A 12,652-nucleotide genomic window follows, 5' to 3' on the forward strand; every position below is an offset into this window, starting at 1 on the left:
AGAATTACGCTTCTTTGAGAAGGCGTTCTACCGCATCGACGACATCTTGTACGGTGCGTACTGCTTTGAACTCTTCCGGCTTGATTTTCTTACCGGTTTTCTTTTGCAGATGCACGATCATGTCGACGGCATCGATGCTATCGAGTTCCAAATCTTCGTACAGGCGCGCCTCAGGCTTGATATCTTGCGGGTCAACTTCAAACAGCTTGACCAGCAGCGAGGAGACTTCTGCGTAAATGGCTTTTTGTTCGGTCATAACGGACTATCCTCAGGCACGTTGCGCGTGAATGAAAGATGCCAGCGTGGCGACGGAGAAGAAGTGCTGACGCATTTCTTCGCTCTCTGCTGAGAGGATCACGCCATACTCGTTTTTCACCGCCAGACCCAGCTCCAGGGCATCGATTGAGTCCAGACCTAAGCCATCGCCAAAGAGTGCCGCTTCGGTTTCAATATCATCAGCTGTCAGTTCGTCGAGATTCAATGTCGTTATAATGAGATTTTTGATTTCAAGATAAAGCGCTTGCATCATTAATTCCTGAAAGAGGTAAAGTACCTGGTTGTAATTGAAGCAAAAGATGCCGGTTCAACTGCCTTGCGGCCAGCGCCGGTTCTTGTGAGTTTGCGTCGTAAAATTGGTCGATCTTAACCCGTTCGTGTACTGCAATGGTAAACATCGGTTTTACAGATGGGACGTTGTACCATTGGCTTTCTTTATCCAGCATTTGTTCGCTGCAGTTAATAGTCACTATGCGTAAATCACTGCTGCAGCGTACGGCGATATTCGCCGCACCACGCTGTAACGTCATTGCTTCTCCGGGGCGTGTACGGGTTCCCTCGGGGAAAATTAAAATGGTATCGCCTTGCTCCAGACGTTGCTGGCAAGCGGGCAATAGCGCATCAGCCTGGCTGTTAATCAGATAATCTGCGGCCCGGACTACGCCGCCGAGAAAAGGATTTTTTAGTAGTGCACTTTTCACCAGACAGTCGGTTTCTGGCATGACCGAGGCCAGTAGGACATAGTCGATCAGCGTCGGGTGGTTGGCGACGACAAGACACCCTTGTTCGTTGCGTAAAATGTCTCGCCCTTCAATCTGGTAATCCAGCACGCCAAGCCGCTTCGCCACGGTTAAGAAGAGACGAAAACTGGCGGCGATACTGCGTCTGGCGATACGCCGACGTCGGGCTTTATCCCATACCGCGATCAGCAGGACGTTAAACCAAATCGTAGATAGGAGGAGCCCGCCGAGGCCAAACAGGGCAAAGCAAAAACCGGTCATCACCAGTCGCCATACCCGGTTAAGCCGCAGGATCATCGTGTTCATCACTGACTCCACTGCCACTGTACGCGTTCGCCAGGCAGGGTAAACGCCCTGGCATCTTGTAAGTAATGTTGTAAAAACAACAGGCTTTGCGGCAACGTTGTCTCGTCCTGTGAGCTGTGTGGACGGGTTTCACATTGCCAGCTATCACCGGATTCAATAACCAGCGCGACGGCAAACGGCCACGTTGGCATGTCTGGTGGTAACTGTGGGTGATAAAACTCGGGCAGAAAACCGTCGAAATCGACCATCAATACGCGCTGATATCCCGCCTGCAACAGCCCGATGACTTCGCATAACCCCTGCTGGAATGTATCCCTGCCAGCAGAAAGCGAGGAGGAGACAATCGGTTTTTTTGCGGCGATGGTCAAGTTACCCACAGCAGAGTTATGGACAGAAAGGGCAAAATCGGTCGGTGAGAGCGCTTGCTCAGTCGCAAGAGCGTGTAGGATCCTGTAGTTACGCTCCAGTTCACCATGGCGGCTGGTATACAAAACGGCATTGATATCATGACGGCGTAGCATCGCCAGACCGCAATCGACGGCCAGTTTGCTGCCGGAACTGAGGCGGCGAGCTGTCATCATCGGTAACTCATGGAGCTTAGCCAACGGCGCGGTGGGATCGATGGCGTGCGAAAGCCGTGACCATTCATGCCACTGTTCTGTTTCGCTTAACCCTGGTGCCTTGGCCTGCCAGTCAATAATGTTGAAAGCAAATTTCATCAACGCGTATCCGCGGTAAATCGGTTGTTCCGATTGTTTCTTATTTTTTCTTCTGACATATCAATAAAGTATGCCCAACACCTAAGTTGTCGTGGCGTTCATCTACCTGAAAACCTGCCTGATTCAGATAGTGATAAAACTTCTCTACGCTGTAGAAACGGCTGTTGCCATTCGCCATACAGGTAAAATAAAGCGAAGACGCATTCAGGCTAAATGAGGCCGCCTCAAATTTTTGGGCATCCCAAAACAGCTCCATAATGCACAGCTTCGCGCCCGGTTTCATCACCCGAGCAACGTTGCTTAGCATAGCGATAATTTGTTCCGGGGAAAAACAGTCCAGGAATTGGCTCATCCACCAGATATCAGCGCCGTCAGGTAAAGGCGAGTCGCTAAGCATATCCACAGCATGGAAATTTATGCGATGAGATAATCCTGCATTTTCTATATTTTCGCGGGCAAGTGCAATTTGTTGCGGCAAATCTAAGAGGGTGACTGTAATATTGTCATCATGCTGACAACAACGTAATGCCCATTTTCCGGTATTTCCACCGACATCGTACAGGGTTGCAGGGGCGCTGGCGAATACATATGGCAATGCGGCATCAAATGCGCCATCTGAATAGTAATGATCAAAAGCAAACCAACTTTCACGCGCAGCCAGCGGTAATTGTGATAGCGCAGGATAGATTGTTGGCCAGTCGCCAAAAATTTTTAGTCCCGCGGGTTTTCCATCTTTCAACGCATTTTCAAGATAGAACAATCCTTGGTAGCAAACATCCTGAGTGAAGTCCATATTCACGCGCGTCATCGTGTCATGTAAAAGAAAATGACCGACTTTAGCGAGGTAATAATATCCTTCTTTGTGGGTAATGATTCGCCCACTTAACCCCATATCCAACAGGATGCTGGCGGCATATTCGTTGATGGTGCTGTTTTCGGTAATTTCGTCGAGCGTGGCGCCGCGTTTACCTTGCTTGTCTAGCCAGGTGAGTACTCCCGCATTTCGCAGACACAACGCGGTTTGAAAAAGCATAGGGGCAAAGGCGATACGTTGTGCTTCAGTAATGGCATCCAGTGCGCTAAGCGAATCCTGTTCGTACATGTGGGGACAACCTGTTAAATGGCAGATAATAAGAGTATCGGGCCTTTTCAGCCCGACTTTAGGCATAATTACAGATTGGCGCCGGCTGACAGATTAAGCTGGATGTCTTTATCCAGATTGCGTACCCAGCGGTTATAGTTTTTGTGAATTTTTCCACCAGATGCCTGCAGGTTAAGGCTGCTGTCGTATTTGATGTCATAGCTGGTGGCGGTATAAGTGATACGGACTTCAGCTACATGATCGCGGGTTTGTTGGCGAGCTTTAATAACACCTGGTCCGACTTCAGACATGACCCATTGGCGTTGAATACCGGCTTTCAGGATTGCGGTTTTAACCTGGTCCTGAGTATGCCCCGCGCTCACACTGGTGTGAACTTGATCAATCGGCGCAGTACGTGCACAACCCGCCAGAGCACCGACAACGGCAATGGCCGCAAACCACTTAATATACTGTTTCATTAAAGCTCCCTATCAAAGTACCGTTTATACGTGTTAAATAATAAACTCCGAAATCATGGGCACCTTGTATTGCCTATGATTATATTTAAGCTAAATTAGCATTTTATTTCATATAGTTGGTAGCAAGGTAATGAGATGACCGGATAGTAATATCCCAAGACTTTCTTCAACGGAAATTTTTCAGCATCATCATTGGCGAGAAGTATAGATTTTTAGAGAAAATGTATCAAATAAAATAACCTTTAAAGCTAAGTAGATAGCTTAATTTAAATGCTTTGGGGGGTATTCATTATTTTTATGCGTTTTGGTAAAGAAACCATCATCTTGACTTATGTATTTTCTTTATAAAAAATGAAATCCCTTTCACTCTTTATTTAAGATAAGCTTCTATATATAACTGCGTTAGCGTCATTTTAACGGTCATATAAAAATATAAAAACTACCTCGGTTGGTAGTTTTTCAGGGAAGCCGGCTTTTGGGCCTGCCGGGCCCCAGCAAAATCGCCAGTTTGCTGCCGCCTGTGGTGGTTTCCATCCAGATTTTACATACGCTGGTTAACGGCACGGAGAGCAACATGCCGACCGGACCGAGCAGCCATCCCCATACCAACAGAGAGAGGAAGACGATTAGCGTCGATAATCCCAGCCGATGCCCCATCATTCGGGGTTCGAGAATATTGCCAATCACCATATGCACCACCAGAAACAGTGCGCCAACCAACAGACATTCGTAAATGCCATTAAATAGCAGTGCCTGGATCATTGGCGGGACGGCGGAAATGACCGAGCCAATGTTGGGCACGTAGTTTAACAGGAATGCCAGTACGCCCCACATCAGAGCAAACTGAATCCCCATCAGCGCCAGTCCCAGCCAGATTATGGCACCGGTCCATAAGCTGAGCAGCGTTTTCAGCGCCAGATAGTGTGACACACCCTTCAGCGCTCGATGTAGCCCCGCAATGTGGATTTGCGGATTATTCAACGCAAAACGCATCTTATAGGGGACATGACGCACCTCAAACAGCATAAAAACTACCGTCATCACCAGCAGAAAGACGCTGGCCATGGCACCAGAAAGACTCGTCATCAGCGTGGTTGTGAAGGTCATCAGCTTGTCAGAGTCCATGCGTTGCAGTATACGTTCCGGGGACATATGCAGATTCAGAAAAGGCACCATCTCTTGCAAATACAGAACCTTGCGCGTTAGCTCCTTATTGTATTTTGGCAGCAGGTCCATGAATTCAGTGATTGACGACGCCAGCACGCCAACCAACGCCGTAAGAACGATCAGCATCACCACCACGACTAAGGTAATAGCGATTGGGCGACCGACTCCCCGGCGGATAAACCAGGTGACCAGTGGATTCAATACAATGGCAAAAAAGAGGGCCAGCAGCAGCTGTACAATGATATCCGCCGCAGCATGGATACCTGCGAGGATCACCACCAGAGCGGCCAGTTTGAGCAAAATGTGCAAACCCGTTTTATCGGGCTGGGTGGTTATCATGTCTTCTTCCTGTTTGCGTTTATGCATTAAGTGTAGCGGCTGGCTTGCGACTGATATTCCTAAACTGGCTACTGATTTCTGCTCTGCAACATGGTAGAAATGAAACACTGTTGTGAAAACGTGGTGACCCTCCATGCCCGAACCCGTCGCTGAACCGACGCTTAGCGGTTTACGCCTGAACCTGCGTATTGTTTCTGTGGTGATGTTTAACTTCGCCAGCTACCTGACCATCGGCCTGCCGCTCGCGGTGTTGCCTGGCTACGTCCATGATGTAATGGGATTTAGCGCTTTCTGGGCTGGGCTGGTCATCAGCCTGCAATATTTCGCTACGCTGCTGAGCCGTCCGCATGCCGGTCGCTATGCCGATCTGCTGGGGCCAAAGAAGATTGTGGTATTTGGGCTGTGCGGCTGCTTTTTAAGTGGCCTGGGCTATTTACTGGCGGGATCAACGAACGGCTGGCCGTTGGCCAGTCTGCTGCTGCTATGTCTGGGGCGCGTGATTCTCGGGATCGGGCAAAGCTTTGCCGGGACCGGCTCTACGCTGTGGGGCGTGGGGGTGGTTGGCTCAATGCACATCGGACGGGTGATTTCCTGGAATGGTATCGTGACCTATGGCGCGATGGCGATAGGCGCGCCGCTGGGTGTTCTGTTTTATGCCTGGGGTGGCTTACAGGGGCTGGCGCTGACCGTGATGGGCGTGGCACTGTTGGCAATCCTGCTGGCGCTCCCTCGTCCGGCGATAAAGGCCAGCAAAGGCAAACCGTTGCCATTTCGCGCGGTGCTTGGGCGCGTCTGGTTGTATGGTATGGCGCTGGCCCTGGCCTCCGCCGGATTTGGGGTAATCGCTACCTTCATTACCTTGTTCTATGATGCCAAAGGCTGGGATGGCGCCGCATTCGCGCTGACGCTTTTTAGCTGCACGTTTGTCGGTACTCGTTTGTTGTTCCCAAATGGTATCAACCGTTTAGGCGGGCTGAATGTGGCGATGATCTGCTTTAGCGTCGAGATTGTCGGGCTGTTACTGGTCGGGATGGCTTCGATGCCGTGGATGGCGAAAATCGGCGTTCTGCTGGCCGGGGCTGGGTTCTCACTGGTTTTCCCGGCGCTGGGCGTGGTGGCGGTAAAAGCCGTTCCTCAGCAAAATCAGGGTGCTGCGCTGGCGACCTACACGGTGTTTATGGATTTATCGCTGGGGGTTACCGGGCCGCTGGCCGGGCTGGTCATGACGTGGGCGGGTGTGCCGGTTATCTATCTGGCAGCGTCAGGGCTGGTAGCGGTGGCGTTATTGCTGACCTGGCGGTTAAAAAAACGGCCTCAGGTGGTGTCACCGGAGGCCGCGTCATCGTCTTAACCGTTACTGGATAACCAGCGTGTTAATAATGTTTTCTGCGGTAGTCTGCGCTTTTTGCTGATCGTCAGCAGGCAGCGTGATTTGCAGCGTCAGCAGTTGGTTGTCCACTTTACCCAACACCACGGAAGAGTATGCGGTCTGGCCTTTGGCCGAGATGATGCTGTCTAACTGCTGCAGCGTGTGGCCTTTCAGCTCAATAGATTTATTGGTGACGACCTGCAGCTGCGGATCACGGCTACGCTGCTGATCTTCCAGACGTTTTGCCAGCACGGCCAGATCTTCGTTGGTGTTGTCGCCAACAATCACAATCACCGCTTTCTGGCCGGTTGCGTCAGAATATACGTGCATATTGTTCGCCTGGGTGCCCAGCTTGCCGCTCTGATCGGTCATATCCGCTGGCAGGGAAAAACTGAGTTTGCCGTCCAGCAGGCTGACCGGTTGTCCGGTGGCGTTACTTTCTGCGGCAGCACCCTCGGCTGGCGCTTTTGTATCGCTATTATCACAGGCCGCAAGCCCCATAACCAGCAGGCCAATACCGACATATTTAACCAGATTGCGCATTGACTTCTTCCTTTCGATAAACGGCCATAACGGCTCATTCGTCCATCTTATCACAACTCGGAAAATGAACCTTTAACTCGTCAGCAATGCAGAGATTTCAGATTTATCTGCCAGCCTTTTCAGTAACATATTCAGCAACACGCCATACATTGGCAGGAAGAAAATAATGCTGATCAGCACTTTGAAGCAGTAATCGACCAGTGCGATTTCCATCCAGTGCTCGGCCATAAAGGCATCCGGGCTACGCCAGAAAGCGATAAAGAAGAAGGCCAACGTATCGCTGATATTGCCAAACAGCGTGGACGCCGTCGGTGCCAGCCACCAGCGACGGTTCTGACGCAGGCGGTTAAAGACATGCACATCCAGAATTTGTCCCAGCGCGTAGGCCATAAAGCTGGCGGCGGCGATACGGGCGACAAACAGGTTAAAGTGCAGCAGTGCGCCGAATCCTTGCCACGATCCCATATAGAACAGTGATGAAACGACATAGGAGATCAGCAGCGCGGGGATCATAACCGCAAAGATGATACGTCGAGCCAGCGGCGCGCCAAAAATACGCACGGTCAGGTCGGTCGCGAGGAAAATAAACGGAAAGCTAAACGCGCCCCATGTGGTATGGAAACCAAAAATGGAGATTGGAAGCTGCACCAGATAGTTGCTGGAGGTGATCACCAGCAGATGAAATAGCGATAGCCAGAACAACGCTTTTACGCGCTGAGTTTGTGTAAACGGAGTCATATTGTGACCTTTTTGTTGGATGGGGTGAGGGAACCCAATAAAAAACCGTCGCATGATACTGCTTTAAGAGCACATTGCAATGGTTGTTTTTCACGCAATCGTTAACCTGATTGGCTTACGCCACAACAGAGCGTAAAATAACGCCGTTTTTGTATGAATGAGACGACGATGAGCGACCTGTTTACTTCCCCCGACCATACTCTTGATGCCCAGGGGCTGCGCTGCCCGGAACCGGTAATGATGGTACGTAAAACCGTACGCGGCATGCAGGCCGGTGAAACGCTGCTGATTGTCGCCGACGATCCAGCAACAACCCGCGATATTCCTGGCTTCTGTACCTTTATGGAACATGAGCTGGTGGCCAAAGAGACCGACTCGCTGCCGTACCGCTATCTGGTGCGCAAAGGGCAGTAATCTTGTTATGCCGGATGGCGCTAACGCTTCTCCGGCCTATAAAGACTGAGTAACCTGTAGGCCTGATAAGCGAAGCGCCATCAGGCGAGAAACAGGCACTACCCTTTACGCAACAACCGCAGCGCGTTCGCGGTCACCAGCACCGTCGCCCCCGTATCCGCCAGCACCGCCAGCCACAGTCCGGTTATCCCGAGCAGCGTGGTGACGAGGAAAATCCCCTTCAGACCCAGCGCAATCGCAATGTTCTGGCGAATATTGGCGTGGGTGGCCCGCGCCAGCTGAATCATTTGCACCAGACCACGCAGACGGTTGTGGGTCAGAGCGGCATCGGCGGTCTCCAGCGCGACGTCGGTCCCGCTTCCCATCGCAATACCAATTGTGGCCGCTTTCATTGCCGGAGCGTCGTTGATGCCGTCGCCGACCATCGCCAGCGGCGACTGTTGGTTAAGATGGGTAACGGCCTGCACCTTATCTTCCGGCAAGAGTCCCGCTTTGAATTCGAGGCCCAGTTCACCGGCAATGGCGGCGGCCGCACGCGGGTTATCACCGGTCAGGATCACGCCTTTCACGCCAATCTGATTAAGCTCGCTGATGGCGCTGCGAGCGTCATCGCGCAGCGTGTCTTGTAGGGCCAGTACGCCGAGTACAGTATCGTTACGCAGCACCAACACCACCGTTTGGCCCGCGCTTTCCAGCTCGCTAATCTGCCCGGCAAAGGCATCGGCAGGCTGCTTACCAGCGGCGCAAATCAGTACGCGTTCGCCGTTGACCAGCGCTTCAATTCCAGAGCCAACCAGCGCCCGTTGCTCTTTTGCGACAGGAATAGTCAGCTCGCGCGTTTGTGCTTCTCGGACAATCGCTTGTGCCAGCGGGTGTGTCGCGCCTTGCTCTACCGCTGCCGCCAGTGCCAGCAGTTCAGCCTCACCAATACCGCTTGCCGGATGAATCGCCGTGACGCGTGGTTTACCGACGGTCAGGGTGCCGGTTTTATCAAACGCCACCTGAGTGACTCTACCCAACTGTTCCAGCGCGGCTCCGCCTTTGATTAACGCCCCACGACGTGCCGCGGCGGCCAGACCAGAGGTAATGGCTGCGGGCGTTGAAATCACCAGAGCGCAAGGACAGCCAATCAGCAACAGCGTCAGCCCTTTGTAAATCCACTCCTGCCAGGATGCAGCAAACAGCAGTGGCGGCACGAGGGTGACCAGCAGCGCAACCGCCATAATAGCTGGGGTATAAATTCGGCTGAAACGGTCAATGAAGCGCTCAATGGGAGCGCGGCGTTCTTCCGCTTCTTCAATCAGCTTCAGAATACGGTCAATCGCGCTGGCACCCGGTTCTGAGAGCACTTCCAGCGTTACCAGACGATCCACGCTGGTGGCACCCGCCGGGACTTTCTCGCCGGTGGCGCGTTCAACCGGGATCGATTCGCCGGTCAGGGCGCTCTCATCAAAGCTGGCAAAGCCGGAGACCAGTTTGCCGTCGGCAGGTAAACGCCCACCCGCGGCAACTTCAATAACATCGCCAGGCCGGAGGGTATTGATAGCCACCTCTTCGCGTTCGCCGTTACGCAAGCGTGTGGCGGTTTCCGGTTTGAGCGCCATCAGAGCGCTGACCCCTTTACGGGCGCGGCTGGCGGCCCAACCTTCCAGACGCTCGCCAATTAAAAACAGCAGCAGCACCATAGCGGCTTCCGCCGTCGCGCCGATAAACAGTGCGCCAATGGCGGCGACGCTCATCAGCGTTTCAATGGCAAAGTAGCTGCCGGTTTTCATCAGACGCAGGGCCTGACGGGCAATGGGATACAGACCGACCAGCGTGGTGGCGATAAACGCTATCTGACCGAAAGGATGATTGAACTGCTCCAGCCCCCAGCTAATCGCCATCATAATAATCAGCGAAATCAGCGGCAGGTTTTCTTTAAAACGTGACTCGGGGGCGGCGTCCGTCGCGTGCTCATCGCGCAGGGTATAGCCTGCTTTTTGCACCGCGTTTTCAACTTGCTGGCGGATATCGGAACCGGCATCGACCACCAGTTTTTCAGTGGCGAACAGAACCTGGACCTGGTTGACGCCGCTGACCTGGCGGACCGCATTCTCTACTTTGCGGGCGCAAGCTGCGCAGTCCATGCCCGCCACTTTCCAGGAATAGCGGGTACCTATTACGGTATCGGATACGGTTGGTGTAGTGGAGCAGCTTCCTTCGCAGCAGCAGTCATCCGCCTTTTGTGGTGCAGGCGCTGGCTTGAAAGAAGAGAATTGTGGGACTTTTTTGCCACGGGTATCGGGTGTCGACATGGCATCCTCCGGTTGATAATCATTTCGTATTAACCGGAGGATACACTCTGGAGTCGACTCCAGAGTCAAGCGTTTTAAAGATACAACGAACGAACAATCAGGAAATGTCCGGCGAAGTAGCAGGCGGCGGCAATAGCGTTATCGGCGCGGAAGCGGCGACGGTAATGGCTACCCAGCCAGACAATGTTGCCGATGAACAGGAGGGATGCGCCCATAAATGCCGACAGCGCCGGGGCGGTCGGTCGAAAGAACCACAGCTCACCGGCCATCCAGACCATCATCAGCGTGATGCCGATAAAGGTGCAGATAGCGACACGCAGCTCTTCCAGACGCGTCCAGATCACGGCGATCAGCAACGCCCCCAGCACTACCAGCACCAACGGCAAAGGCCAGAAGAACGACAGCGTCATTTGGCTGGCGAAGTAAATGGTATACAGCAGATGCGACAGGAAGAATGCCCCCACGGCGTACAGCAGGCGTTGGCGCGGTAACAGCGTCAGCGCATCGCCCAGCAGCGAGGCAAGCAGGCCAGCCAGCACCAGATAGCTGATAGCGTTAAACATTGGCGCCTGCCAGGCCAGCAGCGCCAGCAGGAGTAACGTCAGGGGCTTAAAGACCCAGCGTTGCCAGGCAGGTCCACGATAGGAAGCATCCACGAACAACCATGCGGAAAGACAGACAGCGATAAACGACCAAAGCATCTTAGTTCCTTGAATTCGTTATTTTTTCGTAAGCGGGGTGCTCACGGCTCTACTGTCCAGTGTAGAGGTCGACACAGCCAGATGACAACACCATAACAGGCGATGTATGCTTATTTCCGCATTTTCTGATGGGTTAATAATATGAGCAAACCACCACTTTTTTTCATTGTTATCATTGTCTTAATCGTTGTCGCTGCGTCGTTTCGCTTTGTTCAGCAGCGGCGAGAAAAAGCCGATAATGATGCGGCGCCGCTGGTGCAAAAGCAGGTGGTGGTAAGTAATAAACGGGAAAAACCGCTAAACGATCGGCGATCCCGCCAGCAGGAAGTGAGCCCGGCAGGAACCAGCATGCGCTATGAAGCCAGCTTTAAGCCACAAAACGGGGGGATGGAGCAGACGTTTCGTCTGGATGCCCAGCAGTACCACGCGTTAACGGTCGGGGATAAAGGCACGCTGAGTTACAAAGGTTCGCGATTTGTTGATTTTACGCTTGAACGCTAAGGTGTCATCTGACTGATGCCGGATGGCGGCTTACGCCTTATCCGGCCTACAGATTTTTCGCCCCGGCCCGCAACGTGCCGCCGGGCGAAAAGATCACAGCTACTTCTTCAACTGATCTTTAATCTTCTTCTGCCACACCAGTAGCTCAAAGACGCCGAACAGAAAAATACGGATTTTCTCTCCGTTGGTCATCTGCGGGCCATCTTTAGGCATGGTGCTTTTTAGCAGCGCCAGCTGCATGCCATGCATCAGCACCATAAATATCAGTGCGACGTTAACGAAGATGTTAAGCGGGCGTGGAAAGGGTTGGAAAATATTCAGTAGTAAAAATGCCCAGACGCACAGCATCAGCAGGCGTCCTAGGTTAATCAGCATCGTGTTCTCCTCGTGCTTCACGTTGGTACAGGCGATAGGCGACCTGTCCGGCGACTTTCTCACGGTATAGCGACCAGTTCACCGGAACCGGCGGTAAGCCGTTTTCTACTTCGCTTTCAACGTAAATATACGCTTCATTTGCCAGCCAGCCATGAGTTTCCAGAAGAGTTAATGTTTCTTCCAGTAATCCTTTGCGAAACGGCGGGTCAACAAATACCACGTTATGCGGCGTACCTGCCTGAGCCAAAAATGTCAGCGTATTGGTATTGACGACGCGGGCATGGGAGGCTTTTAGCGTGGCGAGATTCTTTTGTAGCTGCTGAGATACCGCGCGATCCATCTCCAGAAGCGTCGCATTTGCCGCATAGCGAGAGAGGGCTTCCAGCCCCAGCGCGCCGCTGCCGGCGAAGCAGTCCAGACAGTGAGCATCGACCATTACCGGGGCCAGCCAGTTAAACAACGTTTCGCGCACACGGTCGGTGGTCGGACGTAAGCCGGGGCTGTCCGGAACCGGGAGTTTACGGCCACGCCATTGCCCGCCAATAATGCGGATCTGGCCGCTACCAGAGTGATTCGGTTTTTTCATTTCAATTATTGCTCAATCCGC

General features: G+C 52.7%; 16 protein-coding genes. 3 read left to right on the forward strand and 13 right to left on the reverse strand.

Annotated features, from left to right (window positions below; genetic code table 11):
* Window positions 1-4: 4 nt before the first annotated feature.
* The 7 genes from OGY08_RS11070 to OGY08_RS11100 all read right to left on the reverse strand — a co-directional run bounded on the left by OGY08_RS11070 (window position 5) and on the right by OGY08_RS11100 (window position 5,107).
* Window positions 5-256 carry an acyl carrier protein gene (locus OGY08_RS11070; protein ID WP_003827536.1) on the reverse strand — a complete coding sequence of 84 codons (252 nt, stop codon included), beginning with the start codon at window positions 254-256 and terminating at the stop codon, window positions 5-7.
* Between the two features lie 12 nt (window positions 257-268).
* A complete protein-coding gene (locus OGY08_RS11075) occupies window positions 269-526 on the reverse strand; it encodes a phosphopantetheine-binding protein (protein ID WP_003827537.1) in 258 nt (85 codons plus the stop codon).
* Entirely contained in the window at window positions 507-1,322 is an 816-nt protein-coding gene (locus OGY08_RS11080) for a lysophospholipid acyltransferase family protein (protein WP_125362790.1), read from the reverse strand. Before OGY08_RS11080 ends, OGY08_RS11075 begins: the two co-directional genes overlap by 20 nt.
* A complete protein-coding gene (locus tag OGY08_RS11085) occupies window positions 1,322-2,041 on the reverse strand; it encodes a beta-ketoacyl synthase chain length factor (protein ID WP_057067180.1) in 720 nt (239 codons plus the stop codon). The genes OGY08_RS11080 and OGY08_RS11085 overlap by 1 nt, the downstream gene beginning before the upstream one ends.
* Window positions 2,042-2,081: 40 nt before the next feature.
* Window positions 2,082-3,143 carry a class I SAM-dependent methyltransferase gene (locus tag OGY08_RS11090; RefSeq protein WP_003827540.1) on the reverse strand — a complete coding sequence of 354 codons (1,062 nt, stop codon included), beginning with the start codon at window positions 3,141-3,143 and terminating at the stop codon, window positions 2,082-2,084.
* Window positions 3,144-3,211: 68 nt separating this feature from the next.
* The gene (locus tag OGY08_RS11095) at window positions 3,212-3,589 is read right to left on the reverse strand and encodes a hypothetical protein (protein WP_122973818.1); all 378 of its coding nucleotides are present in this window, start codon (window positions 3,587-3,589) and stop codon (window positions 3,212-3,214) included.
* A gap of 471 nt (window positions 3,590-4,060) precedes the next feature.
* Window positions 4,061-5,107 (reverse strand): AI-2E family transporter, encoded by a 1,047-nt coding sequence (locus OGY08_RS11100; RefSeq protein WP_008786374.1) that lies wholly within the window; start codon window positions 5,105-5,107, stop codon window positions 4,061-4,063.
* A 133-nt stretch (window positions 5,108-5,240) separates the two neighbouring features.
* Between OGY08_RS11100 and OGY08_RS11105 the strand changes: the two genes are divergently transcribed.
* A complete protein-coding gene (locus tag OGY08_RS11105) occupies window positions 5,241-6,458 on the forward strand; it encodes an MFS transporter (protein WP_125362791.1) in 1,218 nt (405 codons plus the stop codon).
* A 3-nt stretch (window positions 6,459-6,461) separates the two neighbouring features.
* Here OGY08_RS11105 and OGY08_RS11110 read toward each other — a convergent pair whose 3' ends face one another.
* Both OGY08_RS11110 and OGY08_RS11115 read right to left on the reverse strand, forming a co-directional pair.
* Complete coding sequence (locus tag OGY08_RS11110; protein ID WP_003827547.1) at window positions 6,462-7,019, reverse strand: DcrB family lipoprotein; 558 nt, start codon at window positions 7,017-7,019, stop codon at window positions 6,462-6,464.
* Between the two features lie 72 nt (window positions 7,020-7,091).
* The gene (locus OGY08_RS11115) at window positions 7,092-7,757 is read right to left on the reverse strand and encodes a 7-cyano-7-deazaguanine/7-aminomethyl-7-deazaguanine transporter (protein ID WP_125362792.1); all 666 of its coding nucleotides are present in this window, start codon (window positions 7,755-7,757) and stop codon (window positions 7,092-7,094) included.
* 168 nt (window positions 7,758-7,925) lie between these two features.
* On the opposite strand from OGY08_RS11115, the gene tusA reads away from it, so the two are divergent.
* Window positions 7,926-8,171, forward strand: a complete 246-nt coding sequence (tusA, locus tag OGY08_RS11120; protein ID WP_003827551.1) for a sulfurtransferase TusA — start codon at window positions 7,926-7,928, stop codon at window positions 8,169-8,171.
* Window positions 8,172-8,269: 98 nt separating this feature from the next.
* On the opposite strand, the gene zntA is transcribed toward tusA, so the two are convergent.
* Entirely contained in the window at window positions 8,270-10,468 is a 2,199-nt protein-coding gene (gene zntA, locus OGY08_RS11125; protein WP_060682898.1) for a Zn(II)/Cd(II)/Pb(II) translocating P-type ATPase ZntA, read from the reverse strand.
* 74 nt (window positions 10,469-10,542) lie between these two features.
* Window positions 10,543-11,169 carry a lysoplasmalogenase gene (locus OGY08_RS11130; protein WP_003827558.1) on the reverse strand — a complete coding sequence of 209 codons (627 nt, stop codon included), beginning with the start codon at window positions 11,167-11,169 and terminating at the stop codon, window positions 10,543-10,545.
* 141 nt (window positions 11,170-11,310) lie between these two features.
* Here OGY08_RS11130 and OGY08_RS11135 point away from each other — a divergent pair, with 141 nt between their 5' ends.
* Window positions 11,311-11,670, forward strand: coding sequence for a DUF2500 domain-containing protein (locus tag OGY08_RS11135; protein ID WP_048236961.1), 360 nt, complete (start codon window positions 11,311-11,313; stop codon window positions 11,668-11,670).
* A gap of 99 nt (window positions 11,671-11,769) precedes the next feature.
* Here OGY08_RS11135 and OGY08_RS11140 read toward each other — a convergent pair whose 3' ends face one another.
* Both OGY08_RS11140 and rsmD read right to left on the reverse strand, forming a co-directional pair.
* Window positions 11,770-12,045: a DUF1145 family protein gene (locus OGY08_RS11140; RefSeq protein WP_003023415.1), complete on the reverse strand. Its 276-nt coding sequence runs from the start codon at window positions 12,043-12,045 to the stop codon at window positions 11,770-11,772.
* Window positions 12,035-12,631 carry a 16S rRNA (guanine(966)-N(2))-methyltransferase gene (rsmD, locus tag OGY08_RS11145; RefSeq protein ID WP_003827565.1) on the reverse strand — a complete coding sequence of 199 codons (597 nt, stop codon included), beginning with the start codon at window positions 12,629-12,631 and terminating at the stop codon, window positions 12,035-12,037. The genes OGY08_RS11140 and rsmD overlap by 11 nt, the downstream gene beginning before the upstream one ends.
* Window positions 12,632-12,652: the final 21 nt, after the last annotated feature.

Source organism: Citrobacter sp. Cpo069 (assembly GCF_030332785.1).
Taxonomy (GTDB): domain Bacteria; phylum Pseudomonadota; class Gammaproteobacteria; order Enterobacterales; family Enterobacteriaceae; genus Citrobacter; species Citrobacter portucalensis.

Coding starts and splice junctions, on each gene's coding strand:
- OGY08_RS11085 (WP_057067180.1), bottom strand. CDS start 2,041: ATGAAATTTGCTTTCAACATTATTGACTGGCAGGCCAAGGCACCAGGG.
- OGY08_RS11105 (WP_125362791.1), top strand. CDS start 5,241: ATGCCCGAACCCGTCGCTGAACCGACGCTTAGCGGTTTACGCCTGAAC.
- OGY08_RS11080 (WP_125362790.1), bottom strand. CDS start 1,322: ATGAACACGATGATCCTGCGGCTTAACCGGGTATGGCGACTGGTGATG.
- OGY08_RS11075 (WP_003827537.1), bottom strand. CDS start 526: ATGCAAGCGCTTTATCTTGAAATCAAAAATCTCATTATAACGACATTG.
- OGY08_RS11115 (WP_125362792.1), bottom strand. CDS start 7,757: ATGACTCCGTTTACACAAACTCAGCGCGTAAAAGCGTTGTTCTGGCTA.
- OGY08_RS11140 (WP_003023415.1), bottom strand. CDS start 12,045: ATGCTGATTAACCTAGGACGCCTGCTGATGCTGTGCGTCTGGGCATTT.
- OGY08_RS11135 (WP_048236961.1), top strand. CDS start 11,311: ATGAGCAAACCACCACTTTTTTTCATTGTTATCATTGTCTTAATCGTT.
- OGY08_RS11130 (WP_003827558.1), bottom strand. CDS start 11,169: ATGCTTTGGTCGTTTATCGCTGTCTGTCTTTCCGCATGGTTGTTCGTG.
- tusA (WP_003827551.1), top strand. CDS start 7,926: ATGAGCGACCTGTTTACTTCCCCCGACCATACTCTTGATGCCCAGGGG.
- OGY08_RS11090 (WP_003827540.1), bottom strand. CDS start 3,143: ATGTACGAACAGGATTCGCTTAGCGCACTGGATGCCATTACTGAAGCA.
- rsmD (WP_003827565.1), bottom strand. CDS start 12,631: ATGAAAAAACCGAATCACTCTGGTAGCGGCCAGATCCGCATTATTGGC.
- OGY08_RS11100 (WP_008786374.1), bottom strand. CDS start 5,107: ATGATAACCACCCAGCCCGATAAAACGGGTTTGCACATTTTGCTCAAA.
- zntA (WP_060682898.1), bottom strand. CDS start 10,468: ATGTCGACACCCGATACCCGTGGCAAAAAAGTCCCACAATTCTCTTCT.
- OGY08_RS11070 (WP_003827536.1), bottom strand. CDS start 256: ATGACCGAACAAAAAGCCATTTACGCAGAAGTCTCCTCGCTGCTGGTC.
- OGY08_RS11110 (WP_003827547.1), bottom strand. CDS start 7,019: ATGCGCAATCTGGTTAAATATGTCGGTATTGGCCTGCTGGTTATGGGG.